Raw genomic sequence first — 23706 nt, forward strand, 5'->3', positions numbered from 1 at the left:
TAGGCGCTCGCCTCTTCGATCGCGTTGAGGTCCTGCCGCTGGATATTCTCGACCAGCGCGATCTCATAGGTCGCCGCATCGTCGAGCTCGCGCACGAGCGCGGGAATCTGGTGCAGCCCTGCGCGCTGCGCGGCGCGCCAGCGCCGTTCGCCCGCAACGAGCTGATAGCCGTCGCCGTCTGGCGCCCGGCGGACGATAATCGGTTGCAACAGACCGCGGAGCGCAATCGAATCGGCCAGCTCGGCGATCGCGGTCTCGTCGAAATGGCGCCGCGGCTGCCCCGGCAGCGGGCGGATCGCCCCGACGGGGACATGCTGCACGGCGTCGCCCGACACCGGTGCCGCGCGCGCTGCGCCGCCCTGCGTCGCGAGCACCGGCGCCTCGACCGCGGCATCGCCGAACAGCGCATTCAGCCCGCGGCCCAGCCCCGATGGCCGCTTGCGAATCGGCGTTACGCCACTTTCTTTTTCGTTATCAGACATTTAAGCTGCCTTGCGGATTTCAGGAAGCCGGTCGATCAGTTCGCGCGCCAGCGCGATATAGGCCGCCGACCCCGCGCAGCGATGATCATAAATCAGCGCCGGCAGCCCATGGCTCGGCGCTTCGGACAGGCGGACGTTGCGCGGGATCACCGTGTCGAACACCACGGGGCCCAGCACCTCGCGCACATCGTCCGATACCTGGTCGGTCAGCCGGTTGCGCCGGTCGAACATGGTCAGCGCGACGCCCAGGATCGACAGTTTCTGGTTGAAGCGCTCGCGCACGCGCTCGACCGTGGTCAGCAGCTGGCTGAGCCCCTCGAGCGCGAAAAATTCGCATTGCAGCGGCACGATCAGCGATTCGGCGGCGATCAGTGCATTCAATGTCAGCATGCCGAGCGATGGCGGGCAATCGATCAGGCAGATGTCCCACTGCCCCGCTTCGGCGCTCGACAACGCCTGCTGAAGCCGGTGCAGCCGGTCCTGAAATTCGATCAGCTCGATCTCCGCACCCGACAGGTCGACGGTCGCGGTGACGATGTCGAGCCGTGGCACCGCGGTCGGGATTGCGCACTCGGCAAGCGTCGCGTCGCCACGCAGCAATTCATAGCTCGAACATTCGCGTTGCGATTGCTTGATTCCGAGCCCCGTCGAAGCGTTGCCCTGCGGATCGAGATCGATGATCAGCGTGCGCCAGCCGGTCGCCGCGAGCGCGGTTGCCAGATTGATAGCCGTCGTCGTCTTGCCGACCCCGCCCTTCTGGTTCGCCACGGCAATGCGGATCATCGCTTTCCTCGCTGTTTCGCCACCATTTTTCCGACGCCCACCAAAATCTGGCTCTCGGCGTCGGTGCGGCTCTGTTCCACGTGGAACATTCTCTGCCATGGCTCAGGCAGCAATGCCAGTTCCTTAACCGCATTTCGGCCCTTTGGCAGCAACCAGTGCGTCGATTCGGTGGAAAAACGGGCGGATAAGTCGATGAGCCTGTCGAGCGGGGCGAAGGCGCGCGCGCTGATCGTCGCTGCGGGGCGCGTTACGACGCGCTCCAGCGGCGCCTCGGCGATCTCGACATGGTCCAGCCCCAGCGCGCCCACGGCCGCGCGCAAAAACTCGCACCGCCTCTTGCGCGCTTCGACGAGCAGCATCGGTCGCGCACTCAAAATGGCAACGACCAGCCCGGGCAACCCGGGCCCGCTTCCCAGGTCGATCCAGAGTTCTTCGCCCGCGCGCCCATCGAACGAAAGCAATTGCGCGCTGTCCGCGATATGCCGCACCCAGATCGTCGGGATCGTCGACGCGGCGATCAGATTCTGCCGCTCATTCTCGGCGATGAGCATCCCCGCAAAACGCTCGAGACCGGCCCATTGCGCCGAGGTCGGTGAGAGAGCACCCGCTATCCACGCCCGAGCCTCTTCCTCATTTTCCAGAACTCCATCACCGGAACTCACCGCCGTCTGGCCTCCATTTCGTCATTCCCGTGAACACGGGAATCAGCTTGAGCTTCGTCGCCTTTGCGCCTTTGCCCCGAATATTGAAACCCCGCTTCCCCATTATCGCCACCCTCGGCGGGGCCGGTGCTCCGCCCGACTGATCGGGGAATTCCAGCGACAACGAAAAGCGATGAATCTCTAGGTCGGGGATGACAAGCAGCCGAAAAATGAACAGTAAGACCATTCCCTCGGCGACACTCTGCCGTTAGCCACATTCCATGTTCATCCGGTTTGTGATTGCCGGCCTCGATGCCGACTCGGGACGCCGACAGGGGCTGTTTCAGGCGAGCGCCGCTCTGATCGACAGCGGGCGGATGAACCCGCTCGACCAAGAGCGTCTGGAGCAAATATATCGCTGGTTCAAGCAGCACTTGCCCGTGCCCGCGCGCTTTGCGGTGTCACAGCGACCTCACGCAAAAGCTCAAGCTCTAAGCTGGTTTCGCGACTCGGCTACCGAACATATTGATCGCATCCGCGAGTATCAGAATATCCTCGAAATATACGGCCTGCAGGTCGAGATGCTTCGGACGAAGCGGCCCGGCTACATTGTGTACCAGGATGAGTATCAGGTTGCGGCCTATCCATTCTCCGACACGCCCTGCTGAACGGCCGCGGCCTCCTTCCTTCGCGAAGGAACCGCGCTTTACCAAAATCGCGAATCGCTTGCCCTCAGGCCGCCCGCCGCCGGCTGTGCACCATGATCGCGGTCAGCGCCGCCGGCGTCACCCCGTCGATGCGTGCCGCCTGCCCCAATGTCTCGGGCCGCGCTTTGGTCAATCGCTCGACCATCTCGCGCGACAGCCCGCCGATCGCCCCATAATCGAGCGCCGGATCCAGCATGATCGCCTCGTTCGCCGCGAGCGCGCGCAGCTCGGCCTCCTGCCGCGCAATATAGGGCGCATAATGCGCATCTTCGGCGACCTCGGACAGGGTCGACGGATCGATCGATTCGAGCTCCGGCGCGAGCACAGCCAACCGCGCCATCGACATGTCAGGGTAGCGCAGAAGCTCGATTCGCTTCCGCGCAATCCCGTCGCCTGGCAGCGCGAGCGCCACCGCGGCATAATCGGCGGTGGTCACCGCTACATCGAGCAGCGCCTCCGCCCGCGCCCGCTCGGCCTCCCGCGCCGCGAACAGCTTCGCCGTCCCCGGCCGCACCAGCCCCAGCGCGATCCCCTTCGGCGTCAGCCGCGTCGCGGCATTGTCGGCGCGCAGCCGCAGCCGATATTCGGCACGCGCGGTGAGCATCCGATAGGGTTCGGTCACTCCTTGCAGCACCAGATCGTCGACCATCACCCCGATATAGGATTCGGACCGATCGAGGATCAGCGGATCGCGGCCGAGCGCCGCCAGCGCGGCATTGGCGCCCGCCACCAGCCCCTGTGCCGCCGCTTCCTCATATCCGGTCGTGCCGTTGATCTGCCCCGCACACCACACACCGGGGATCGCGCGAATCTGCAAGGTCCGGTCGAGCGCGCGCGGATCGATATGATCATATTCGACCGCATAGCCCGGAACGACCATCTCGACCGTCTCGAGCCCCTCCATCGTTCGCAACATGGTGAGCTGAACATCGGCGGGCAGCGAGGTCGAAATACCGTTCGGATAGACAAGGAAACTGTCGAGCCCTTCGGGTTCGAGAAACACCTGATGCCCGTCGCGGTCGGCGAAGCGGTGAATCTTGTCCTCGATCGACGGACAGTAGCGCGGTCCCGCCGCGCCGATTGCACCGGTGAACAAGGGCGAGCGATCGAGATTCGCCGCGATGATCGCGTGACTCTCGCTGTTGGTGCGCGTGATCGCACAGAAAATCTGCGGCACCGTCCGCCCGCTGTTCCACGTGGAACAGGTCCACGCCGCGCCTTCGGCGCTGTCCGACGCCTGCTCGTCGAGCCGCGCCCAGTCGATCGTCCGCCCGTCGAGCCGCGGCGGCGTCCCCGTCTTGAGCCGCGCCATCGGCAGTCCCGCGGCGCGCAATTGCTGCGCGAGCCGGTGCGCCCCGGCCTCGCCGATGCGCCCGCCCTCCATCCGCTCCTCGCCGCGGAACAGCCGTCCGCCGAGAAAGGTCCCGGTCGCGAGTACGACCGCACCCGCCGTCAGCACCGCGCCGTCGGCGAGTTCGAGTCCCTCGACGCGTCCGTCATCGGCCAACCGCAGCGCCGCCGCCTCGCCCGCGGCGACGGCGATGCCGTCCTCGGCCGCAAGCAGATTCTGGATCGCTTCGCGATAGAGTTTGCGGTCGGCCTGGATGCGCGGCCCCTGCACGGCCGCGCCCTTCGACGCGTTGAGCATACGGTAATGGATCGCCGCGTTGTCGGCCGCGCGCGCCATCCAGCCGTCGAGCGCGTCGACCTCGCGCATCAGATGGCCCTTGCCGAGTCCGCCGATCGCCGGGTTGCACGACATCGTCCCGATCAGTGCAGGATCGAAGCTGACGAGCGCGACGCGCGCGCCGAGCCGTGCCGCGGCCGCAGCGGCCTCGGTCCCGGCGTGCCCACCGCCGATGACGATGACATCGAAAGCTCTGCTATCCTGCATAATTGCGGCGCCCTTAGCGCAAAGCCCGCATCGAATCCACCGCATCGCGACCGATGCGATGTTTCACGTGGAACATCATTTCCCGATGCAGAAGCGCCCGAACAAGGCGTCGAGCATCTCCTCGACTCCCGCGCGTCCCGTGATGCGGTCGAGCGCCGTCGCCGCGAGCCTGAGCCGCTCGGCGAGCAGGATCAGATCGCTCGCTTCGCGCGACCCCGTTTCGACTTCAAGCCATTGTTTCGCTTCGGCTAATGCGGCGCGCTGCCGCTGACGCAGCGCCGCCTCTCCCTCGCGCGGCAGCAGCGTCCGCGCCATCTCGACGATATATTTGTGGAGCTTGTCCATCCCTTCGCCGGTCGCCGCCGACAGGGCAAGGTCGCAATGCGCCGCTTCGGCTTCGGCAGCGGCATCGCCGTGCCAGCGATCGGCCTGCGCCGCGATGACGATACAGCGCGGATGCGCGGGCGCATCTTTCGGTGCTCCGAGCCACAGCAGGATATCGGCGCCTGCGACCGCCGCCTTCGCGCGGTCGATCCCGATTGCCTCGATAACATCGGCGCCTTCGCCGCGAAGCCCTGCGGTGTCCGAAAAGCGCATCGCGATCCCGTCGAGCGCCAGCGGCGTCTCGATCACATCGCGCGTCGTTCCCGCGACCGGCGACACGATCGCCAGCTCGCGCTGCGCCAAGGCATTGATCAAGGTTGATTTTCCGGCGTTCGGCGGCCCCGCGATCACCACCGACAGCCCCTCGGCGATCACCTCCGCCGCCGGCCGCGCCAGCCAGGCTCCCAGCTCGGCCGAAAGCTCCGCCATTCCCGACATCAGACGCCGCGCGACCGCGTCGCCCGTTTCGACATCATCCTCGTCGGCAAAATTGAGCTCGGCCTCGGCACCCGCCATCAACCCGAGCAACCGCTCCTGCCATCCGGCGACCGCGCGCGAAACATGCCCGCTCGCGTGCCCCAAGGCCTGTACCCGCTGGCTCTCGGTCTCCGCCGCCAGCAGATCGGCGAGCCCCTCGGCCTCGGCAAGGTCGATCCGGCCATTGTCGAACGCCCTTCGGGTAAACTCGCCGGCGATCGCGGGCCGCAATCCGGGCATCGCACCCAGCGCCGCCTCGACCGCCGCGACCACCGCGCGGCCGCCGTGCAAATGCAGCTCGGCCAGATCCTCGCCCGTCGCCGTCGCCGGTCCCGGAAACCACAAGATCAGCGCGCGATCCAGCGCCGCGCCCGCGCTGTCGCGCAGGTCCGCAAGCGAAGCCTGCCGAGCTGCCGGCAACCGCCCCGCCAGCATCGTCAGCGCGTCACGCGCCTGTGGCCCGCTGATGCGCACGACGCCGATCGCCGCCGGCGGCATCCCGCTCGACAGCGCAAAAATCGTATCTCCTGCAAACGCCTGGTTCAGCTCTTGCGCCCCTTGGCGGGCTTGTCGTCTTCGTCGGCCTTGTCCGCGGCCTTCGACGCGCCGCCCATCAACCCGCCGCCGAACTGACCGAGCAGCGACTGGACAAGCTCGAGCCCGCTGCCGCCCATCGGCACCCACGTCTTGACCATCGACTGCACCACGTCGGGGGTGATCCCCTTCGCCATCAATTCCTTGACGCGGTCGAGGTAGATATCGTGCAGCGGCTCGAGGTCGGGAAGCCCGAACAGGCGCCGGGCCTCCTCGGGGGTGCAATCGATCTCGATATTGAACTTCATCGCCTGTCTCCGCCCCGAAAAATGCCGGTTAGCCGCTTGAGCCATGCCCATAGCCCCGCTAGCTTCGCGCTTTCACAGTAAAGAAGCAAGAGACAGGAGAGCTCCCCGCATGGCCGCGACCAACACCTCGATCCCCGCGCTCGACGGAGCGAACGAAATTCCCGCCTATGTCGCGCGTCCCGACGCCGACAGTTCGCGCGCGATCATCGTCATCCCCGAAATTTTCGGGATCAACGAAGGGATTCGCAAGAAATGCGACGATTGGGCGGCCGAAGGCTATCTGGCGATCGCACCGGATATCTTCTGGCGCTTCGCCCCCGGAGTCGAACTCAACCCCGACGTCGAATCCGAACTGCAGGAAGCCTTCGGCTATTTCGGCCAATATGATGCCGACGACGGGGTGAAGGATATCGAGGCCGCGATCCGCTGGCTGCACGGTCAGGGCGCGGGCAAGGTCGGCGCCGTCGGCTTTTGCCTCGGCGGTCGCCTCGCCTATATGACCGCGGCGCGCACCGATATCGACGCGTCGGTCGGCTATTATGGCGTCATGATCGACCAGATGCTGAACGAAAGCCACGCGATCGCCCGTCCGCTGATGCTTCATATCCCCACCGAGGACCATCTGGTCGATCATGAGGCGCAGAAGAAGATCCACGAAGGGCTCGATCCGCATCCGAAGGTCACGCTGCACCACTATGCGGGGCTCGATCATGGCTTCGCGGCGACGATGGGCAATCGCCGCAACGAGGAAGGCGCGCAGCTCGCCGACGGCCGCACCCGCGCCTTCTTCGCCGAGCATCTGGCATGAGCGCACATCCCGGTCTCGCCGCCTGGCACGCCTATATGACGGGCGGCGGCGACCCGCAGGCGCTCAGGGAACTGCTCGCCGAGGATGCGGTGTTCCATTCGCCCGTCGTGCACACGCCGCAGGAGGGCCGCGACAAGGTCTTCGCCTATCTCCATGCCGCAAGCCACGTCCTCGGCGGCGACGATTTCCGCTATCTGCGCGAGATCGTCGACGGCGATCAGGCGATGCTCGAGTTCCAGAGCGAACTCGACGGCATCCGGATCAACGGCGTCGACATCATCCGCTGGAACCATGAAGGAAAGATAAGCGATTTCAAGGTGATGGTTCGCCCGCTCAAGGCGATCAACAAGGTATGGGAAAAGATGGCGGACATGCTCGCGGAACAGGCGGGTCGATAACGGGCCGTACATTGCTCCGCTGGATCGCCTTCCCCGTCCTCCTCGCCTCGGCGGCGTTCGCGGCGTGGTGGGCGCCCGCACGCTGGACGCTGCTGCTCTGGGTCCCGCTCCTCCTCATCGCCGCCCATGATGCGGTCCAGCGCCATCACAGCCTCCGCCGCAACTTTCCGCTGGTCGCGCGCATCCGCTGGCTGTTCGAGGAAGTTCGCCCCTTCCTCTACGCCTATGTCGTCGAAGGTCCGTTCGACGGGCGACCTTTCACGCGCGCCGAGCGCGATATCGTCTATGCGCGCGCCAAGGGCGAACTCGACAGCCATCCCTTCGGCACCGAGCTCGACGTCTATTCGGACGAATATGAGTGGATGAGCCACAGCATCGCGCCGGTTTCCGGGCCCGACCGCACGCAGCGTGTGCCGGTCGGCAGCTCGCAATGCACCCGCCCCTACGCAGCCGCCCCGCTCAACATTTCGGCGATGAGCTTCGGTTCGCTCGGCGCCAACGCGATCGAGGCGCTCAATCGCGGCGCAAGGATGGGGAATTTCTATCACGACACCGGCGAAGGCGGATTCAGCCCCTATCACCGCATCCACGACGGCGACGTCGTGTGGGAACTCGGCAGCGGCTATTTCGGCTGCCGTGACGATGACGGCCGTTTCGATCCCGCACGCTTTCGCGATGCCGCGCAAAACGACCAGATCCGGATGATCGAGATCAAGCTCAGCCAGGGCGCGAAGCCCGGCCACGGCGGCGTCCTCCCGGGCCCAAAGGTCAGCAGCGAAATCGCGGCGACGCGCGGTGTTCGCGAAGGCCATGACTGCATCTCGCCCGCCTCGCACTCGGCCTTCTCGACCCCGATCGAAATGGTCGAGTGGGCTGCAAAACTGCGCGAATATTCGGGCGGAAAGCCCGTCGGGATCAAATTGTGCGTCGGCCAGCCGCACGAAATCTATGCCGTCATGAAGGCGATGATCGAAACCGGCATTCGCCTCGATTTCATCGTCGTCGACGGCGCCGAGGGCGGCACCGGCGCCGCACCGGTCGAATTTTCGAACAGCATCGGCATGCCATTGAGAGAGGGCCTCATCTTCGTGCGTAACGCGCTCGTCGGCTGCGGGCTCAAGGAAGAGATCAGGGTCGCCGCGTCGGGAAAGGTCCATTCGGGCGCGGGGCTTGCGATGAATTGCGCATTGGGCGCCGACTGGTCGAACGCCGCACGCGCCTTCATGTTCACCCTGGGCTGCGTCCAGTCGCTCAAATGCCATACCGGCCAGTGTCCCACCGGCGTCGCCACGCAGGATCCCGGCCGCCAGCGCGGACTGGTCGTAGAGGACAAGGCGGAGCGCGTGCGCCGTTTTCAGGCGGCGACGGTCAACGCGCTATGGGATATCAGCTCGGCAATGGGGCTCGAATCGCCCTGGCAGATCCAGCCGCATCATCTCCACGAACGGCTGAACTCGGCGCGCTCGGATTCGATCGACCGCATCTATAAATTCTACGCGCGCGGCGTGCTGCTCGAGGATCCGGGATCGGTCGCGGGCGCGCGCTACTGGGCGATGGCGCGCGCCGACAGCTTCCGCGCGGCACTCTAGATGCCCCTCTCCGCGCAGAGGTCGTCGAGGATAGGCATATCAACCTTCAGATTGTTACTCCTCGCTCGGGTGTAGAGCTCAACAACCTCGATTACTTCCTGCGAGATTTCTTTGACGGTCAAGAAAAACCCAAAAGCCATCTGACCACCTTTCAACAGTTCCAGAACTTTCTGATCACTTTCAATAAGGAAAGCTTCCGTTCTGCTGACAAAAAGGCTGGTCCCCAAAGCACGGGCCGCGAATTCTGAAGCTTCTCTAGCGTCCGTGAATCCCTTCATTTTCGTGAGTTCTTGGATCACGGATCTTATCCGGGCTGGCCGAGCGCCAAGCTCAAGCATTCTGTTGATAGACCGGAGAACGATCACATCGCCAAAGGTGTACTTTCGCACCCGTCCGTGACGCCGATCTTCAAAATTTTCGCGGATAAAGATGCCTTCACGCTCAAGATGATTGAGCATGTACGGCTTCTTAAAGCCCGCCAAGCGGGCTGCTTCTGAAGAAGTAAAGTCATCGCCCATAAACGTAGTATTGCGCAATACTATAGAATTCTCAAGTAGAACGGATTAGCAACCCCATATATTGTGCCATGTTCTTCATCCACCAGCTACAGGTTGATGCGATATGGTTTACGCTGAAATTCGCTTTATGAATCTGAACGATTGGCGTGGCCAATTGCGCGAGTCCGATACCGACGAAAAGATTGGTGAAGAATGGCAGGCCAGCCAGCGCGGCGAGCTAATCGGCAAGATGTCTAGAATGATACCGTTGACGCATTTGTTCTCTCGTGACGCCAGCTCGCCCCTTCTAGATTAGATTCCCTAGATCAGGCTGAGCTCGGCCAGCTCGCGATAGAGTTCGGGCGGCAGATCGGCGAGCCCGTCGCCTTCGTCGACGCCCTTTGGCGCATCGCTGTCGGCCAGATAACGCCAGCCCTGATGCGCGCGTTTCGGCTGCGGATGAATCCGCTCGAGCTTCGCCACGCACACGATATCGATCCGCCCGTCGCTGCGATCGTCGAAGCGCAATATCTCGACCCGCGCCACGAGCGTATGCCTGACGATGAAATGCAGCTTGCCGCCGATCAGTTCATCGGCGCGCTTCGGCTTGAAGCGCGTCGTGAAACGGATTTCGCCATTCTGTGCATAGTTGGCGATCCGCGCCTGCAGCGCCGGATAGTCGGCGCAGCCGACGGCGACGCGGGTCATGTGAAGCCGGGACATGATGGCGAGATGGGAAGCCGGCACGAAAAAGCCAGCCCCTCGCGAGGCTGGCCCTTTCATTTCACGCTGACAATCGATCAGCCGAACAACGTTCCGATCCCGACGCCGGGGTCGACCCAGCCTTCGTAGATCATCTTTACCGCGACATAGACGATCACCGCGAGGCCGATATAGGCGATCCAGCGGTACCGCTCGATATATTTGGCGATGATGTTCGCCGCGACGCCCATCAGGGCGACGGCGAAGATCAGCCCGACGATGAGGATACCCGGATGCTCGCGCGCCGCACCCGCGACGGCAAGCACATTGTCGAGGCTCATGCTGACATCGGCGACCGCGACCGCCCAAGCGGCGCCGGCGAAGCTCTTGGCGGGCTTCAGGCCCGATTGCTCATCACCTTCGATCTCGGGCGATCCGTGCGACTGGCCGGCGTGACGCAGCTCGCGCCACATCTTCCACGCGACCCAGGTCAGCAAAAGGCCGCCGACGAAGATCAGCCCGACGATCTGCATCAACTGCGTCACGACAAGCGCGAAGGCGATGCGCAGCACCAGTGCCGCGAGCACGCCGATCAGGATGACCTTCTTGCGCTGCTCGGCGGGAAGCCCCGCCGCGAGCGCGCCGACGACGATCGCATTGTCGCCCGCGAGGACGAGGTCGATCATCAGCACCTGCAGAAAGGCCGCGAATGCCGCGGGCTCGGTGATGTTCGAGAAATCGTTGACGATCGCGCCCCACATGTCGGCGGGTCCGCCGAAACCGCCGGCGTGCGCGGCCGCCTGAGTCAGAAATTCCAAAATCACAGCGGCTCTCCGAAATAGCTGACCTCTGGCATAGGGTCATAAAAAGGATGCAGCAACGCCCGCCATTGCCGGTAGCGATCCGATTGCCGGAAGCCGTCGCGATGATCCGCGACCGACCTCCACTTCACTAAAAGCAGATAAGCCTGTCCGGTTGCTGTCGGGCGGCGAATTTCGAGCGACAGGAAGCCGGGCGACGCCTCGATCAGCGGTCGCGCCTCGGCGACGGCCGCCTCGAACGCCGCTTCGCTGCCCGCGCGGACGGGAAGCAGCGCATGTTCGACGACGGCCATTGCGCCGGTTTACTGGTTCATGCTGTCGAAGAAGTCCTCGTTGGTCTTCGAATCCTTGATCTTGTCGAGGAGGAATTCCATCGCGTCGACGGTGCCCATCTGCATGAGGATGCGGCGCAGCACCCACATCTTGCTGAGCTTGTCCTTCTCGACGAGCAGTTCCTCCTTGCGGGTGCCCGACTTGCCGACGTCGAGCGACGGGAAGATGCGCTTGTCGGCGACCTTGCGGTCGAGCACGATTTCCGAGTTACCCGTGCCCTTGAATTCTTCGAAGATGACCTCGTCCATGCGACTGCCGGTATCGATCAGCGCGGTCGCGATGATCGACAGCGAGCCGCCTTCCTCGATGTTGCGCGCCGCGCCGAAGAAACGCTTCGGACGCTGGAGCGCGTTCGCATCGACACCGCCGGTCAGCACCTTGCCCGAACTCGGCACGACGGTGTTGTACGCGCGGCCGAGGCGGGTGATCGAGTCGAGCAGGATCACGACATCCTTCTTGTGCTCGACGAGGCGCTTGGCCTTTTCGATCACCATTTCGGCGACCTGGACGTGGCGCGTCGCGGGCTCGTCGAAGGTCGAGGAAACGACCTCGCCGTTCACGCTGCGCTGCATGTCGGTAACTTCCTCGGGACGCTCGTCGACGAGGAGGACGATCAGGTAGACCTCGGGATGATTGTCGGTGATCGCCTTGGCGATATTCTGCAAGAGAACGGTCTTACCCGTGCGCGGCGGCGCGACGATCAGCGCGCGCTGGCCCTTGCCCTGCGGGCTGACGAGGTCGATCACGCGCGCCGACTTGTCCTTGACGGTCGGGTCGACGGTGTCGAGCGACAGCTTCTGGTTCGGATAGAGCGGGGTGAGATTGTCGAAATTGACGCGGTGGCGCACCGCTTCGGGGTCGTCGAAATTGACCTTGATCAGCTTGGTCAGCGCGAAATAGCGCTCGCCGTCGCGCGGCGCGCGGATCTCGCCCTCGACCGTGTCGCCGGTGCGCAGCCCATATTTGCGGACCTGGTTCGGCGACACATAGATGTCGTCGGGGCCGGCGAGATAATTGGCGTCCGACGAGCGCAGGAAACCGAACGAGTCCGGGAGAACCTCGATCGTCCCCGACCCGATGATTTCCTCGCCCTCTTCGGCGAGTTCCTTCAGGATCGAGAACATCAGGTCCTGCTTGCGCAGCGTCGATGCGCCCTCGACGCCCAGTTCTTCCGCCATTTCGACAAGCTGGGCGGGCGCTTTGGTCTTGAGTTCTTTGAGATGCATTGGATGGATTCCAGATAGGTATTCGGGAGAAAAATCAGACGTAATCGCTTGCACCGCTGGGGTGCCTATCCGGCCGTGGGACGACCGTTTCGATAGCATCGGCGCGGGGGACGCGCCGCCCGTATGGAACGGGGTTGAATCGCCCCTATAACCGGCCCGGGATCAAGTCAATCGGGCTGAGCCGGGGCGAATATGGGTCAGGGGCGCACGACCACGAGGATGACGATGATCGCCGCGGCGATTCCGGGTACCTCGTTGAGCATCCGCAACTGTTTTTCGGTCAGCGGACGCTCGCCTTTCCTGAGCTTCTTGAAATAGCCGATCATCCAGCCGTGGTAGCCCGACAGCGCAACAACCAGCAGCAATTTGGCGATGAACCAGCCCTCGTGCCAATAATCGCCGTTGAACGCGAGCATCAGCCCGAAGATCCAGACGATGATCAGCGACGGGTTCAGGATGATCCGCCGCAGCCGGTCCTCGCGCTCGATCCACTTTTTGTCCTCGTCGGACCCGACGGGCGCCTGATGATGATAGACGAAGAAGCGCGGCATCATGAACAGGCCGGCCATCAGAAAAATCACGAAAATGATATGCGCGGCTTTGATCCAAAGCATCGTCGCCCCCAGAAAACCAGCCAGTTCCATAGATTACCCGCCGCGAACGCGTCTGATCAGATGCTCGACATGGGCGATCGGCGTGTCGGGCACGATTCCATGGCCGAGATTGAAGATATGGGGTCGGGCGGGGAAAGCCGCAAGGATGCGGTCGATCGCCGTGTCGAGCGCTGCGCCGCCGGCAACGAGCGCAAGCGGGTCGAGATTGCCCTGCACCGGCAGATGCGGCGGCAAGGCCGCGTCGGCCCATGCGGGATCGACCGTCTCGTCGAGCCCGATCGCGTCGACCCCGGTTTCGTCGGCATAGGCGCGGAGTTTGCCGCCGGCGCCCTTCGGGAAACCGATCACCGGCGTGTCGGGGTGGAGTTCTTTCAGCCGCCGCACGATCGCGGCGTTGGGCGCGATCACCCATTGCTCATATTGCGCGGGCGACAGGCTGCCCGCCCAGCTGTCGAACAGCTGCACCGCATCGACGCCATTCTCGATCTGCCCCGACAGATAGGTGACGGAGAGATCGACGATCGCATCGACGATCGCCTGAAACGCCTTCGGATCGCCGAACGCCATGCGCCGCGCCGCGGCCTGGTCCTTCGAACCCTGCCCCGCCACCATATAGGTCGCGACCGTCCATGGACTCCCCGCGAAGCCCAGAAAGGTCGTCTCGGTAGGCAGCGACGCCGCAACCCGCGCCACCGTCGAATAGACGGGATCGAGCCGCTCGTGCGCCGCTTCAAGCGACGTCAGGGCGCTGTCGACAAGCGGCGGGGCCAGCCGCGGACCTTCGCCCGCCTCGAACCACAGATGCTGGCCGAGCGCGTGCGGGATGACGAGAATGTCGGAGAAGAGGATCGAACCGTCGAAGCCGAAACGCCGGATCGGCTGCAGCGTGACTTCGGCCGCAGCCTCGGGATCGTAACAAAGTTCGAGGAAACCGCCCTTGGTCTCACGCAGCGCACGATATTCGGGCAGATAGCGCCCGGCCTGGCGCATCAGCCAGAGCGGCGGACGTTCCTGCCGCACCCCGCGCAGCGTCGCGAGCAGCTTCTTCGATGACGCCTTCACGCGGCCCCTCTTTCTCTCTTCATAATATATATTAAAATGGATTGTGGTGGTTTGTAGGTCGGCGGACAAGCGCGGCTTTAGGCTCCGGCGTCCCTTTTGCCAACAGCTTGACTCTGTCCGTCGCCGGTAACGCGACGGAGTCGCGGACTGCCATTCCCGCAATTCACAGCTTGTGGATAAGAGTCATCCCTTGTGGATAAGGGGTGGAGCGGAATCGACACGACCGGGGATGAAACCTGTGTGTCCAATTCATCCGGCGCTTATGCCTGAACTTATCCACAGGCGGTCCGGACGCTTCGCGACTTGCCTTTTTCGGCGCTTTCCCGCCATGGTGCCGCGATGGGCCGGCTTCACCTGCATCTCATATCCGACTCCACGGGCGAGACACTCGAAAATATCGCCAAGGCGGCGATCGCGCAGTTCGACGATGTCGAGGTGGTGCGCCATTTCTGGCCGATGGTGCGATCGGAATCGCATCTCGACCGGATCATGGCCGAAGTGCAGGCGAGCCCGGGGATGATCCTCTTCACCCTCGTCAACGGCGAGTTGCGCGTCAGCCTCGAACGCAGGGCGAGCACGCTCAATCTTCCCACCGTGGCGGCGCTCGACGCGGTCACCGATGCGCTTTCGCGCATGCTCGGACAGGAAGCCAAGGCGCGTCCCGGCCGCCAGCACCAGCTCGACGCCGCCTATTTCGCGCGCGTCGAGGCGATCCAGTTCACCGTCGCGCACGACGACGGCATCGGCTGGGAGAATTGGGAACAGGCCGACATCGTCCTCGCGGGCGTGTCGCGGACCTCGAAGACGCCGACGAGCATCTATCTCGCGAACCGCGGCTTCAAGACCGCGAATATCCCGATCGTCCCCGAATCGCCGCCGCCGGGCGCACTGTTCACTCTGAAGCGACCGATGGTCGTCGGGCTCACCACCGGGCTCGACCGGCTCGTGCAGGTTCGTCGCAACCGCCTGCTGTCGCTCAATCAGGCGCCCGAGACGAGCTATGTCGACGACGAACGCGTGAAGGCCGAACTCGCTTATGCCCGGCGCATGTTCGCCGACAATGGCTGGCCGGTGATCGATGTTACACGCCGCTCGATCGAGGAAACCGCCGCGGCGGTGATCAAGCTCGTCGAGGATCGGAACGACGCATGACATTGCTCCTCGCCTCGCAAAGCAGCGGCCGCGCCGCGATGTTTCGTGCCGCCGGGCTGACCTTCGAAACCTCGGCCGCGCATGTCGACGAGGAGGCGCTCACCGCCTCGCTGCTCGCCGCCGGCCAGACGCCGCGCAACATCGCCGACGCGCTCGCCGAAGCGAAGGCCGTCAAAATCTCGTCGCGGCTTCCCGGCGTGACCGTGATCGGTGCCGATTCGACGCTCGCCCTCGACGACGGCGTGATGCTTTCGAAACCCGAAAGCCCCGAACAGGCCGCCGATCATCTTCGCCGCATGGCGGGCAGGCGTCACCGACTGTTCAGCGCTGCGGTCGCTGCGCGCGACGGCGCCCCCGTGTGGCGTGCGATCGGCGAGGCGAAGCTCTGGATGCGCCCCTTGTCGGATGCCTTCATCGCCGACTATGTCGCGCAAAACTGGGACAGCATCCGCTGGACCGTCGGCTGTTACGAAATCGAAGGAGCGGGCGTGCAATTGTTCGACCGGGTCGAGGGCGACCCCTGGACCATCATCGGCATGCCGATGCTCCCGCTGCTGGCGTGGCTGCGCACTGCCGGACTGGCCGCATCATGAGCAATATTCCGTACGCCGAAGTGATCGGCGATCCGATCGCGCACTCGAAATCGCCGCTGATTCACGGATTCTGGCTCGAGGCGCTCGGTCTCGCCGGCGATTACCGGCGCGCGCATGTCACGCTGGACGCGCTGGCCGCCTTCGTCGCCGAACGCCGCAACGATCCCGACTGGCGCGGCTGCAACGTCACCATCCCGCACAAGCTCGCGGTGATGGATCTGGTCGACGATCCTGGCAACGTCCGCGGCACGATCGGCGCGATGAATACCCTCGTCCGGCAAAAGGACGGGACGCTGATCGGCACCAACACCGACGCCGCGGGTTTCTATGCGCCACTCGCCGGGCTCGACCTCGAAGGCGCGCCGGTGGCGGTTGTCGGCGCCGGTGGCGCGGCGCGCGCGGTGCTGTTCGCGCTCGCCCGCGCGAAGGTCGGTCATGTCACGATCCTCAATCGCAGCCCGCTGAAAGCAATGGGCCTCCTCGCGACGTTCGGGCTCAGGGGCGAGGTCGTCGCACTCGATGCGCAGCTTCCGCCGGCGGCGTTGCTCGTCAATTCGAGCAGCCTCGGCATGTCCGGTCATCCGCCGCTCGACCTCGACCTGTCGCCGCTGCCGGATGAGGCGATCGTCTACGACCTCGTCTATTCGCCGCTCCGGACGGGTCTGCTCCAGACCGCCGAGGCACGCGGGCTCGACACCGTCGACGGGCTCGACATGCTGATCGGGCAGGCGGCGCTCGCTTTCGAACTTTTCTTCGGCAGCGCCCCGCCCGAGGGGCGCGACGAGGAACTCCGCGCGCTGCTGATGGCATGAGCGGCCGGAAGCGCCCCGGCTCGCGGCTCCGCCGTCCCTTCATCATCGGCCTGACCGGTTCGATCGGCATGGGCAAGTCGACCGCCGCGGCCATGTTCGAACGCGAAGGCGTGCCGGTCTTCGATGCCGATGCCGAGGTGCACCGGCTGCAGGGACAGGGCGGCGCGCTCGTCGCCGCGATCGAGGCGCGTTTTCCCGGCACCACCGGTCCGGAGGGCGTCGACCGGCAGAAACTCGGCGCGCGCGTCCTCGGCAACACCCACGAACTCGCGGCGCTGGAGGCGATCGTCCATCCCGCCGTCGGCAAGGCGCAGAAACGCTTCCTCGCGCGTCACCGCGCGCGCGATGCCGTCGTGCTCGACATTCCCCTGCTTTTCGAAAAGGGCGGCTGGCGCAAGGTCGGCGCGATCGCCGTCGTGTCGGCACCGGCGTGGATGCAGCGCAAGCGCGTGATGCGCCGCCCCGGCATGACCGCGGCCAAGCTGAAGGCGATCCGCCGTCTGCAGGTCCCCGATCGCGTCAAGCGGTCGCATGCCGATTTCATCATCGAAACGGGCCGCCCCAAAAGCGAGACGCACCGCCAGATAAGATTCATCGCCTCTTGTTTCCACGCCCGATAGGGTCCAGATTAAAGCCTCGATGCGCGAGATTATTTTCGATACCGAAACCACGGGTTTCGATCCCAGGAGCGGGGACAGGCTGGTCGAAATCGGATGTGTCGAGCTGATCGACCGCCGCGAAACCGGCGTCACCTTTCACGCCTATTTCAACCCCGAACGCGACATGCCCGCCGCCGCCGAGGCGGTCCACGGCCTGTCGATCCAGTTTCTGTCGGACAAGCCGCTGTTCGCGACGCGCGTCGACGAACTGCTCGAATTTCTGGGCGACGCCCCGCTCGTCGCGCATAACGCCGCCTTCGACTTCGGCTTCGTGAATGCCGAGCTCGCGCGCGCCGGCCGCGGCGCGCTCGACATGGCGCGCATGTGCTGCACGGTCCAGATGGCGCGTAAACTCCATCCGGGTGCGAAGCACAGCCTTGACGCGCTCTGCACGCGCTACGGCATCGACCGCAGCCACCGCGTCAAGCATGGCGCGCTGCTCGACGCCGAGCTGCTCGCGCATCTCTATATCGAAATGACCGGCGGCCGGCAGATCGGGCTCGGGCTTGCCGCCTCGACCGCGAGCGCCACTGCGCCGGTCACCGCCGCGCCCGCCGCTTCGCGCGGTCCTGATCGCCCCTATCGCGAACCCCGTCCCCACAAGGCGTCGGCCGCCGAACTCGCGCGGCACGCCGAATTTGTCGCAGGGCTGAACCAGCCGCTGTGGCTCGATACGGTGTGATGACCCTCCCTTGAGTCATCGCACCGGCCAAGAAGGAGAAGAAAAATGGAAATCCGCGTCTCTGGCCACCAGATCGAAACCGGCGAAGCGCTTCAGGCGCATGTGTCGGACCGGATGAACGCGATTGCCGACAAATATTTCTCGCGCGCGATCGGGGCGCACGCGACCTTCGGAAAAGGTCCGCACGACAGTTTCCAGTGCGACATCGTCGCGCATGTGATGCAGGGGCTGGTGCTCAAGGGGCATGGCCAGGCGCAGGACGCGCATGTCGCGTTCGAGGGCGCCGCCGAACGCATCGAAAAGCAGCTCAGGCGCTATATGCGACGATTGAAGGACCGCAACAACGGTCCCGCGCAGCCGTCGCCGACGGTCGACGAGATCGAGGACAACGCCAGCTACACCGTTTTCGGCGCGAGCTCCGACGACGAGGACGCGGGCGATGCGCCGGCGATTATCGCCGAAACGCGCGTCGACATCCCCAGCAGCAGCGTCTCCGACGCGGTGATGATGCTCGACCTGCGCAACACCAACGCCCTGCTCTTCGTCAACAGCAAGACCGGCACGCACAATATGGTCTACCGCCGCGACGACGGGACGATCGGCTGGGTCGAACCACGATAGGGCTGGATTTTCTCCGCCATCCGGCTTAAGGGCCGCGCCCAACGATGCCCGAAGCCGGGATGGCGGGGGCCTGCCACGACAGATCCACGACCGCTTGCCAGCACCAGTTCCTGGCGGTGGCCGGCGTTTAACAAGATTTGGCCAGACGATGAATCTTTCTTCCCTTCTCTATCCGGCGACCGTGCGTGCGCACGTCCAGCTCGATTCGAAAAAGGCGCTTTTCCCCTTCGTGGGCGATCTCGCCAGCCGCTCGCTCGGCCTCGACGCGGGCGAAGTCAGCGAGGCGCTGCTCGAACGCGAACGGCTGGGCTCGACCGGGTTCGGCCGTGGCATCGCGCTGCCGCATGCCAAGATGGCGGATCTCGGCGGCGTGCGCGGCCTGTTCCTCCAGCTCGCCAAACCGATCGATTTCAACGCCGTCGACGGCTTGCCGGTCGACCTGCTCTTCATCCTTCTGTCGCCGCTCGACGCCGGCGCCGACCATCTGAAGGCGCTCGCCGGCGTGTCGCGGATGCTCCGCAACGAGGCGATCGCCGACCGGCTGCGCGGCGCGAAGAGCGACGAAGCGCTCTATGCGCTGCTCGCCGACAGCGAAACGCGTGACGCGGCGTAACGCCGCGCCGCGAGCCATCTCGTGATGCGGCTCAAAAGCCGCTTTCTTGTCGACCTGCTGCTTCGACGTGCCGAAGCGGCCGGTGGCTTTGCGACGATTCTCGCCAGGGGTGACGACACGTCGGGTGTCATTCTCGTCCAGTGCAGCGACCGCGGCGAAGCCGGACCGCTGCTCGAACGGCGTTTTTCGGCAGGTGGCAACTACATATGGGAGGCGGTGGGCCCGGCCGACCCCAAAGATGGTGAATCACGCGCAAACTATCAGGACAGGCGGCGAAAGGCCGATCCCGATATGTGGCTCGTCGAACTGGATATCGCAGATGCGCCACGACTCGTCGCGGAGTGGGCCGCGTTAACTTGACTCTGTTGCGGCGCACAATAGCTCGCGCCCATTCGATAACGCGTAGGTCGATCCGCGGGTTGCACTGCCCATGCAACGCACCCGGCAAAACGGTTTGGACACGCAGTCGGACGATGACCGCAGGCGGCGATACTGGACCATAGTCCCCCGCCTGGTTTGAGAGGTTCGGTTCATCGGCCGCACTTTTGACGGACACTATGAGTCGCATTCTGAACGTAGCCGGCATGGCTGCCGTGGGCATGACTGCCGCCTCCATGCTGCTTCTGGCGGAACCGGGCTTTGCAAGCGATCTTGCTGCCGACGCCAGTATCCCGACGATCATCCTCCCGGGCGCCGACGCGCCGGCCGCCGATGAAACGCCGGACCTTTCGACCGATGCCGGGCTGCCGGTCGACGACAGCAAGAAAATCGAAGACGATGTCGCTCCCGAGCCGAAGCCGGCGCCGGTCACCGCCGATTCGCTTGCCGAACTCGTCGCCGCGACGCCCAGACCCGCCGATATCGACCCCGAACTGCGCTGCCTCGCCGGCGCGGTCTATTTCGAATCGCGCGGCGAATCGCTTCCCGGCCAGCTCGCGGTCGCGCATGTCGTGATCAACCGCGCCCGGTCGGGCCGCTTCCCCAAGAGCCTGTGCGGCGTCGTGCATCAGAAGAGCCAGTTCAGCTTCGTGCGCGGCGGCAGGATGCCCGCCATCCGCAATGGCGCACAGTGGAACAATGCGGTCGCGATCGCGCAGATCGCGCGCGACGGCACGTGGAAGAACCATGCCCCGGGCGCGCTCTTCTTCCATGCCCGTTACGTCTCGCCCGGCTGGCGCAAGACGCGCATCGCGCAGATCGACAACCATATCTTCTATCGTTGACCGGATGGGCGCGGCGTGACGCTGCGCCCTTTCCTCCCCGCGAACCGGATGGGTCCCCCATCCCGTTCATTGCCAAGCCATGATTGCTGGCGCATGATGCGCGGATGACGCGTCATCTTCCTGCCGCCCTGCTTTTGGCAGTGGCGCTCGCCCTTGGCGGCTGCGCCACCGCGGTTCCCCCGGTCGAAGTCACCCGTTTCCACACCAATGCCGTTGCCGGCTGGGCTCCGGGTACGCGCTATGCGATCGCGACCGCGCCGCTCGATGCCCCGGGAACAGGGGCGCCGGGGGCGGCCATGCCGTCGCTCGAATGGAACAGCTATCGCGCCGCGGTCGATCAGCAGCTCCAGCGGCAGGGTCTCGTGGCGGCGGGTTCGGGCGAACGCGCGCCGCTCCTCGTCCGCATTTCCTTCGATCGCAGCGAGCAGCTCCCCGAAGGCCGCCGCTCGCCCGTGTCGGTCGGGGTCGGAGGGTCGACGGGCAGCTATGGTTCGGGCGTCGGGCTCGGCATCGGGATCAATCTCGGCGGAGGGCCCAAGCGAATGGCCGATCTCCAGCTCTCGGTGCGCATCGACGATGCCGCGAGCGGGCAGGCGCTGTGGGAAGGCCGCGCGCTGACGGCGGTGCCGGTGAAGGCGCCCGCCAACCAGCCGAGCCTCGCCGCGGCGAAATTGGCCGAAGCCCTATTCAGGGACTTCCCCGGCGAATCGGGACGCACTATCAGCGTCCCATGACCATCAGCATCAACGCCGCTTTCGACAGCGGCAATATCGTCGTGGAACATGTCGACGGCACGTCGGCGCGCCTTTCGATTCGCAAGGACCGCGAATCGGATTTTTTCCAGTGGTTCCACTTTCGCGTCGCGTGCAGCGTCGGCGACGCGCTCGAACTCGCGATCGCCGGTCTCGCCACATCGGCCTATCCCGATGGCTGGCCGGGCTATGCCGCCTGCGCGAGCTACGACCGCGAGACCTGGTTCCGCCTCGATACGGGCTATGACGCCGGCACGCTGACGATCCGGCACACCGCCGAAAGCCCGATCCTCTGGATCGCCTATTTCGCGCCCTATTCGATGGAACGCCACCACGACCTGATCGCCTCGGTCGCCGAATGCGAGGGCGTCACCTATCGCTGCCTCGGGACCAGCCTCGAAGGCCAGCCGATCGACTGCCTCGAACTCGGTACCGGCGATACGCAGGTCTGGCTCTATGCGCGCCAGCATCCGGGCGAATCGATGGCCGAATGGTGGATGGAAGGCGCGCTCGAAAAGCTCACCGATTCGGCCGACCCGCATGCGCGGTCGTTGCTCCGGAAATGCCGCTTCCATATCGTGCCCAACATGAATCCCGACGGGTCGCGTCGCGGCCATCTGCGCACCAATCATGCGGGTGTGAACCTCAACCGCGAGTGGGACAATCCGACTGCCGACCGCAGCCCCGAGGTGCTCGCCGTGCGCAATGCGATGGACGAAAGCGGCGTCGACTGGGCGATGGACGTTCATGGCGATGAAGCGATTCCCGCGGTCTTCCTCGCGGGCTTCGAAGGCATCCCGTCGCTCAAGGCCGAACAGACCGAAAAGTACAAGGCGTTCGAAACCGGGCTCGCGGCGAACACCCCCGATTTCCAGGTTGACCTCGGCTACGAACAGTCGGCGCCCGGACAGGCCAATCTTTCGATGTCGACGACGCAGCTTGCCGAACGTTTCGGCGCGGTGTCGATGACGCTCGAAATGCCCTTCAAGGACAATCGTGACCTGCCCGATCCCGTCCAGGGCTGGTCGCCCGAGCGTTCGAAGCTGCTCGCGCACGCGTGCCTCGCGACGCTGGACCAGCTTCTCTGATGCACGGCGGCTGGCGGATCGTCGAGGACGATCTGTCCGGCGCCGACATCCGCGCGCTGCTCGAGGTGCACTTCGCGGGCATGCTCGCGAACTCGCCGGCCGAAAGCTGTCACTTTCTCGATTTCGACGGACTGCGTGCCGACGGCGTGACTTTCTGGTCGATCCATCGCGGTGACGCGCTTGCGGGCTGCGGCGCGCTCAGGATGCTCGGCAGCGCGCACGGCGAGATCAAGTCGATGCGCACCGCCGAAGCCTTCCTGCGGCAGGGCGTCGCCGCGCGCATGCTCGATCATATCATCGATACGGCGCGCGAACGGGGTCTCGAACGGCTCAGTCTCGAAACGGGGTCGAGCGGGGCGTTCGAGCCCGCGCTGGCGCTGTATCGGCGCTACGGTTTCATCGAGTGCGACCCATTTGCCGATTACCGGCCCGACCCGTTCAGCCGCTTCATGACACGCGCGATCTAGAACGAAAACGGGGTCCGGAAGGGACTCCGGACCCCGCTCATGGGCCCCGAAGGGCCTCGGACAGGTGCTCGCGCCTTACGCGGCCTTCTTGTCCTCGATCGCCGGCGCGCTGCCGCCGATCGCGATCTTGTGTGGCTTCATCGCCTCGGGCACTTCGCGCACCAGATCGATGGTCAGCAGGCCGTCGGCGAGGTCGGCCTCGCTCACCCGCACGAAGTCGGCGAGCTGGAAGCGGCGCTCGAACGCGCGCGTCGCGATGCCGCTATAGAGGAGCTGGCGCGCCTCACCCTCCGCCACCGGCGCCTTGCGGCCGCTTACGGTCAGCATATTCTGCTGCGCCGTGATGTCGATTTCGTCGGACTTGAAGCCGGCGACGGCAACCGTGATGCGGAAATGGTCGTCGGCGACCTTTTCGATGTCGAAGGGCGGATAATTTTCGGCGCCCGACCCGCCGGTTTCGAGGAAATCGAACAACCGGTCGAACCCGACGGTCGAACGGCGATAGGGAGTCCAGTCGAAGCTGTTACGCATGGAGCATTCCTTCCTTGCAAAGCGAAGCAAAGGGACCGCGGCGCACGCCGCGATCGCCGCCCGGCCCCGTGTCGGCGGCCGGACAGGGGCAATCTGGTAGCGGCCGAAACCATTTCAAGAGGGCGGTTGGCGTTCGGCGAAAAGCCGCGCTAAAGGGCGGCAACTCTCCTCCAGCGCAAGGACCGAAAATGCCCCAGCTCATCCTCATCCGTCACGGCCAGTCGCAGTGGAATCTCGAAAACCGCTTCACCGG

31 protein-coding genes are annotated in these 23706 nt (G+C 64.8%); 17 read left to right on the forward strand and 14 right to left on the reverse strand.

The features are described 5' to 3' along the window. From JHC57_RS12525 to rsmG, 3 genes are all read right to left on the reverse strand, one after another. Positions 1 to 482 (reverse strand): ParB/RepB/Spo0J family partition protein (locus JHC57_RS12525; RefSeq protein WP_294030375.1); only part of this gene is annotated, 482 nt, incomplete at its 3' end. Beyond that, positions 483 to 1265, reverse strand: coding sequence for an AAA family ATPase (locus JHC57_RS12530; RefSeq protein ID WP_294030376.1), 783 nt, complete (start codon positions 1263 to 1265; stop codon positions 483 to 485). Further along, positions 1262 to 1927, reverse strand: a complete 666-nt coding sequence (gene rsmG / locus JHC57_RS12535) for a 16S rRNA (guanine(527)-N(7))-methyltransferase RsmG (RefSeq protein WP_294030377.1) — start codon at positions 1925 to 1927, stop codon at positions 1262 to 1264. Before rsmG ends, JHC57_RS12530 begins: the two co-directional genes overlap by 4 nt. 260 nt (positions 1928 to 2187) lie before the next feature. Between rsmG and JHC57_RS12540 the strand changes: the two genes are divergently transcribed. Continuing rightward, on the forward strand, positions 2188 to 2574 hold the full coding sequence (locus JHC57_RS12540) for a hypothetical protein (protein ID WP_294030378.1): 387 nt from the start codon (positions 2188 to 2190) through the stop codon (positions 2572 to 2574). Positions 2575 to 2638: 64 nt separating this feature from the next. Here the strand turns inward: JHC57_RS12540 and mnmG are convergent, their stop codons facing one another. From mnmG to JHC57_RS12555, 3 genes are all read right to left on the reverse strand, one after another. Then, on the reverse strand, positions 2639 to 4507 hold the full coding sequence (gene mnmG, locus JHC57_RS12545; RefSeq protein ID WP_294030379.1) for a tRNA uridine-5-carboxymethylaminomethyl(34) synthesis enzyme MnmG: 1869 nt from the start codon (positions 4505 to 4507) through the stop codon (positions 2639 to 2641). A gap of 75 nt (positions 4508 to 4582) precedes the next feature. After that, a complete protein-coding gene (gene mnmE, locus JHC57_RS12550) occupies positions 4583 to 5887 on the reverse strand; it encodes a tRNA uridine-5-carboxymethylaminomethyl(34) synthesis GTPase MnmE (RefSeq protein WP_294030402.1) in 1305 nt (434 codons plus the stop codon). Positions 5888 to 5910: 23 nt separating this feature from the next. Beyond that, complete coding sequence (locus tag JHC57_RS12555) at positions 5911 to 6210, reverse strand: DUF6489 family protein (protein WP_294030380.1); 300 nt, start codon at positions 6208 to 6210, stop codon at positions 5911 to 5913. Between the two features lie 109 nt (positions 6211 to 6319). On the opposite strand from JHC57_RS12555, the gene JHC57_RS12560 reads away from it, so the two are divergent. From JHC57_RS12560 to JHC57_RS12570, 3 genes are read left to right on the forward strand one after another with little or no spacing between them, the layout of a single operon-like run. Further along, on the forward strand, positions 6320 to 7018 hold the full coding sequence (locus JHC57_RS12560) for a dienelactone hydrolase family protein (protein WP_294030381.1): 699 nt from the start codon (positions 6320 to 6322) through the stop codon (positions 7016 to 7018). Further along, complete coding sequence (locus tag JHC57_RS12565; protein WP_294030382.1) at positions 7015 to 7416, forward strand: nuclear transport factor 2 family protein; 402 nt, start codon at positions 7015 to 7017, stop codon at positions 7414 to 7416. The genes JHC57_RS12560 and JHC57_RS12565 overlap by 4 nt, the downstream gene beginning before the upstream one ends. 23 nt (positions 7417 to 7439) lie before the next feature. Continuing rightward, positions 7440 to 9005, forward strand: coding sequence for an FMN-binding glutamate synthase family protein (locus tag JHC57_RS12570; RefSeq protein ID WP_294030403.1), 1566 nt, complete (start codon positions 7440 to 7442; stop codon positions 9003 to 9005). Here JHC57_RS12570 and JHC57_RS12575 read toward each other — a convergent pair. Then, positions 9002 to 9523, reverse strand: a complete 522-nt coding sequence (locus tag JHC57_RS12575; RefSeq protein WP_294030383.1) for a MerR family transcriptional regulator — start codon at positions 9521 to 9523, stop codon at positions 9002 to 9004. The two genes, JHC57_RS12570 and JHC57_RS12575, sit on opposite strands and share 4 nt — an antisense overlap. A 103-nt stretch (positions 9524 to 9626) precedes the next feature. Here JHC57_RS12575 and JHC57_RS12580 point away from each other — a divergent pair, with 103 nt between their 5' ends. Beyond that, entirely contained in the window at positions 9627 to 9818 is a 192-nt protein-coding gene (locus JHC57_RS12580; protein ID WP_294030384.1) for a hypothetical protein, read from the forward strand. Positions 9819 to 9823: 5 nt separating this feature from the next. On the opposite strand, the gene JHC57_RS12585 is transcribed toward JHC57_RS12580, so the two are convergent. The 6 genes from JHC57_RS12585 to hemE form a co-directional block, all read right to left on the reverse strand. Next, positions 9824 to 10210, reverse strand: a complete 387-nt coding sequence (locus JHC57_RS12585) for a DUF1489 domain-containing protein (RefSeq protein WP_294030386.1) — start codon at positions 10208 to 10210, stop codon at positions 9824 to 9826. 92 nt (positions 10211 to 10302) lie between these two features. After that, the gene (locus JHC57_RS12590) at positions 10303 to 11025 is read right to left on the reverse strand and encodes a TerC family protein (protein WP_294030404.1); all 723 of its coding nucleotides are present in this window, start codon (positions 11023 to 11025) and stop codon (positions 10303 to 10305) included. Further along, positions 11025 to 11318, reverse strand: coding sequence for an antibiotic biosynthesis monooxygenase (locus JHC57_RS12595; RefSeq protein WP_294030387.1), 294 nt, complete (start codon positions 11316 to 11318; stop codon positions 11025 to 11027). The genes JHC57_RS12590 and JHC57_RS12595 overlap by 1 nt, the downstream gene beginning before the upstream one ends. A 9-nt stretch (positions 11319 to 11327) precedes the next feature. Next, positions 11328 to 12584: a transcription termination factor Rho gene (gene rho, locus JHC57_RS12600; protein WP_037557490.1), complete on the reverse strand. Its 1257-nt coding sequence runs from the start codon at positions 12582 to 12584 to the stop codon at positions 11328 to 11330. Positions 12585 to 12781: 197 nt separating this feature from the next. Further along, the gene (locus JHC57_RS12605; protein WP_294030388.1) at positions 12782 to 13228 is read right to left on the reverse strand and encodes a CopD family protein; all 447 of its coding nucleotides are present in this window, start codon (positions 13226 to 13228) and stop codon (positions 12782 to 12784) included. Positions 13229 to 13231: 3 nt separating this feature from the next. Then, complete coding sequence (hemE, locus tag JHC57_RS12610; protein ID WP_294030389.1) at positions 13232 to 14260, reverse strand: uroporphyrinogen decarboxylase; 1029 nt, start codon at positions 14258 to 14260, stop codon at positions 13232 to 13234. 339 nt (positions 14261 to 14599) lie between these two features. Here hemE and JHC57_RS12615 point away from each other — a divergent pair, with 339 nt between their 5' ends. The 12 genes from JHC57_RS12615 to JHC57_RS12670 all read left to right on the forward strand — a co-directional run bounded on the left by JHC57_RS12615 (position 14600) and on the right by JHC57_RS12670 (position 22922). Next, positions 14600 to 15412 carry a pyruvate, water dikinase regulatory protein gene (locus tag JHC57_RS12615; RefSeq protein WP_294030390.1) on the forward strand — a complete coding sequence of 271 codons (813 nt, stop codon included), beginning with the start codon at positions 14600 to 14602 and terminating at the stop codon, positions 15410 to 15412. Next, on the forward strand, positions 15409 to 16005 hold the full coding sequence (locus JHC57_RS12620; protein WP_294030391.1) for a Maf family protein: 597 nt from the start codon (positions 15409 to 15411) through the stop codon (positions 16003 to 16005). The genes JHC57_RS12615 and JHC57_RS12620 overlap by 4 nt, the downstream gene beginning before the upstream one ends. Beyond that, complete coding sequence (gene aroE, locus JHC57_RS12625) at positions 16002 to 16817, forward strand: shikimate dehydrogenase (RefSeq protein ID WP_294030392.1); 816 nt, start codon at positions 16002 to 16004, stop codon at positions 16815 to 16817. The genes JHC57_RS12620 and aroE overlap by 4 nt, the downstream gene beginning before the upstream one ends. After that, the gene (gene coaE, locus JHC57_RS12630) at positions 16814 to 17437 is read left to right on the forward strand and encodes a dephospho-CoA kinase (RefSeq protein WP_294030393.1); all 624 of its coding nucleotides are present in this window, start codon (positions 16814 to 16816) and stop codon (positions 17435 to 17437) included. Before aroE ends, coaE begins: the two co-directional genes overlap by 4 nt. A gap of 19 nt (positions 17438 to 17456) precedes the next feature. Further along, positions 17457 to 18158: a DNA polymerase III subunit epsilon gene (gene dnaQ / locus JHC57_RS12635; RefSeq protein ID WP_294030394.1), complete on the forward strand. Its 702-nt coding sequence runs from the start codon at positions 17457 to 17459 to the stop codon at positions 18156 to 18158. A gap of 45 nt (positions 18159 to 18203) precedes the next feature. After that, a complete protein-coding gene (gene raiA / locus JHC57_RS12640; protein WP_294030395.1) occupies positions 18204 to 18779 on the forward strand; it encodes a ribosome-associated translation inhibitor RaiA in 576 nt (191 codons plus the stop codon). A gap of 148 nt (positions 18780 to 18927) precedes the next feature. Beyond that, positions 18928 to 19392, forward strand: coding sequence for a PTS sugar transporter subunit IIA (locus JHC57_RS12645; RefSeq protein WP_294030396.1), 465 nt, complete (start codon positions 18928 to 18930; stop codon positions 19390 to 19392). Positions 19393 to 19416: 24 nt separating this feature from the next. Next, positions 19417 to 19752, forward strand: coding sequence for a DUF1491 family protein (locus tag JHC57_RS12650; protein WP_294030405.1), 336 nt, complete (start codon positions 19417 to 19419; stop codon positions 19750 to 19752). Positions 19753 to 19949: 197 nt separating this feature from the next. Further along, positions 19950 to 20615, forward strand: coding sequence for a cell wall hydrolase (locus tag JHC57_RS12655; protein ID WP_294030397.1), 666 nt, complete (start codon positions 19950 to 19952; stop codon positions 20613 to 20615). A gap of 104 nt (positions 20616 to 20719) precedes the next feature. Continuing rightward, the gene (locus JHC57_RS12660) at positions 20720 to 21349 is read left to right on the forward strand and encodes a DUF4136 domain-containing protein (protein ID WP_294030398.1); all 630 of its coding nucleotides are present in this window, start codon (positions 20720 to 20722) and stop codon (positions 21347 to 21349) included. Continuing rightward, the gene (locus JHC57_RS12665) at positions 21346 to 22455 is read left to right on the forward strand and encodes a M14-type cytosolic carboxypeptidase (protein ID WP_294030399.1); all 1110 of its coding nucleotides are present in this window, start codon (positions 21346 to 21348) and stop codon (positions 22453 to 22455) included. Before JHC57_RS12660 ends, JHC57_RS12665 begins: the two co-directional genes overlap by 4 nt. Continuing rightward, complete coding sequence (locus JHC57_RS12670; RefSeq protein WP_294030400.1) at positions 22455 to 22922, forward strand: GNAT family N-acetyltransferase; 468 nt, start codon at positions 22455 to 22457, stop codon at positions 22920 to 22922. The genes JHC57_RS12665 and JHC57_RS12670 overlap by 1 nt, the downstream gene beginning before the upstream one ends. A gap of 75 nt (positions 22923 to 22997) precedes the next feature. On the opposite strand, the gene JHC57_RS12675 is transcribed toward JHC57_RS12670, so the two are convergent. Next, complete coding sequence (locus JHC57_RS12675) at positions 22998 to 23453, reverse strand: Hsp20 family protein (protein WP_294030401.1); 456 nt, start codon at positions 23451 to 23453, stop codon at positions 22998 to 23000. Positions 23454 to 23706: the final 253 nt, after the last annotated feature.

The sequence above is a fragment of the Sphingopyxis sp. genome, from assembly GCF_016463645.1.
Taxonomy (GTDB): domain Bacteria; phylum Pseudomonadota; class Alphaproteobacteria; order Sphingomonadales; family Sphingomonadaceae; genus Sphingopyxis.

Bases quoted from the DNA above. Each gene is read 5' to 3' on its own strand.
- aroE (WP_294030392.1), top strand. From the start codon at position 16,002: ATGAGCAATATTCCGTACGCCGAAGTGATCGGCGATCCGATCGCGCAC.
- JHC57_RS12660 (WP_294030398.1), top strand. From the start codon at position 20,720: ATGACGCGTCATCTTCCTGCCGCCCTGCTTTTGGCAGTGGCGCTCGCC.
- JHC57_RS12580 (WP_294030384.1), top strand. From the start codon at position 9,627: ATGGTTTACGCTGAAATTCGCTTTATGAATCTGAACGATTGGCGTGGC.
- JHC57_RS12540 (WP_294030378.1), top strand. From the start codon at position 2,188: ATGTTCATCCGGTTTGTGATTGCCGGCCTCGATGCCGACTCGGGACGC.
- JHC57_RS12585 (WP_294030386.1), bottom strand. From the start codon at position 10,210: ATGACCCGCGTCGCCGTCGGCTGCGCCGACTATCCGGCGCTGCAGGCG.
- JHC57_RS12645 (WP_294030396.1), top strand. From the start codon at position 18,928: ATGAATCTTTCTTCCCTTCTCTATCCGGCGACCGTGCGTGCGCACGTC.
- JHC57_RS12670 (WP_294030400.1), top strand. From the start codon at position 22,455: ATGCACGGCGGCTGGCGGATCGTCGAGGACGATCTGTCCGGCGCCGAC.
- rho (WP_037557490.1), bottom strand. From the start codon at position 12,584: ATGCATCTCAAAGAACTCAAGACCAAAGCGCCCGCCCAGCTTGTCGAA.
- JHC57_RS12620 (WP_294030391.1), top strand. From the start codon at position 15,409: ATGACATTGCTCCTCGCCTCGCAAAGCAGCGGCCGCGCCGCGATGTTT.
- JHC57_RS12530 (WP_294030376.1), bottom strand. From the start codon at position 1,265: ATGATCCGCATTGCCGTGGCGAACCAGAAGGGCGGGGTCGGCAAGACG.
- JHC57_RS12595 (WP_294030387.1), bottom strand. From the start codon at position 11,318: ATGGCCGTCGTCGAACATGCGCTGCTTCCCGTCCGCGCGGGCAGCGAA.
- JHC57_RS12655 (WP_294030397.1), top strand. From the start codon at position 19,950: ATGAGTCGCATTCTGAACGTAGCCGGCATGGCTGCCGTGGGCATGACT.
- JHC57_RS12615 (WP_294030390.1), top strand. From the start codon at position 14,600: ATGGGCCGGCTTCACCTGCATCTCATATCCGACTCCACGGGCGAGACA.
- JHC57_RS12650 (WP_294030405.1), top strand. From the start codon at position 19,417: ATGCGGCTCAAAAGCCGCTTTCTTGTCGACCTGCTGCTTCGACGTGCC.
- raiA (WP_294030395.1), top strand. From the start codon at position 18,204: ATGGAAATCCGCGTCTCTGGCCACCAGATCGAAACCGGCGAAGCGCTT.
- JHC57_RS12560 (WP_294030381.1), top strand. From the start codon at position 6,320: ATGGCCGCGACCAACACCTCGATCCCCGCGCTCGACGGAGCGAACGAA.
- JHC57_RS12565 (WP_294030382.1), top strand. From the start codon at position 7,015: ATGAGCGCACATCCCGGTCTCGCCGCCTGGCACGCCTATATGACGGGC.
- JHC57_RS12665 (WP_294030399.1), top strand. From the start codon at position 21,346: ATGACCATCAGCATCAACGCCGCTTTCGACAGCGGCAATATCGTCGTG.
- coaE (WP_294030393.1), top strand. From the start codon at position 16,814: ATGAGCGGCCGGAAGCGCCCCGGCTCGCGGCTCCGCCGTCCCTTCATC.
- JHC57_RS12605 (WP_294030388.1), bottom strand. From the start codon at position 13,228: ATGGAACTGGCTGGTTTTCTGGGGGCGACGATGCTTTGGATCAAAGCC.
- JHC57_RS12555 (WP_294030380.1), bottom strand. From the start codon at position 6,210: ATGAAGTTCAATATCGAGATCGATTGCACCCCCGAGGAGGCCCGGCGC.
- mnmG (WP_294030379.1), bottom strand. From the start codon at position 4,507: ATGCAGGATAGCAGAGCTTTCGATGTCATCGTCATCGGCGGTGGGCAC.
- JHC57_RS12575 (WP_294030383.1), bottom strand. From the start codon at position 9,523: ATGGGCGATGACTTTACTTCTTCAGAAGCAGCCCGCTTGGCGGGCTTT.
- JHC57_RS12675 (WP_294030401.1), bottom strand. From the start codon at position 23,453: ATGCGTAACAGCTTCGACTGGACTCCCTATCGCCGTTCGACCGTCGGG.
- dnaQ (WP_294030394.1), top strand. From the start codon at position 17,457: ATGCGCGAGATTATTTTCGATACCGAAACCACGGGTTTCGATCCCAGG.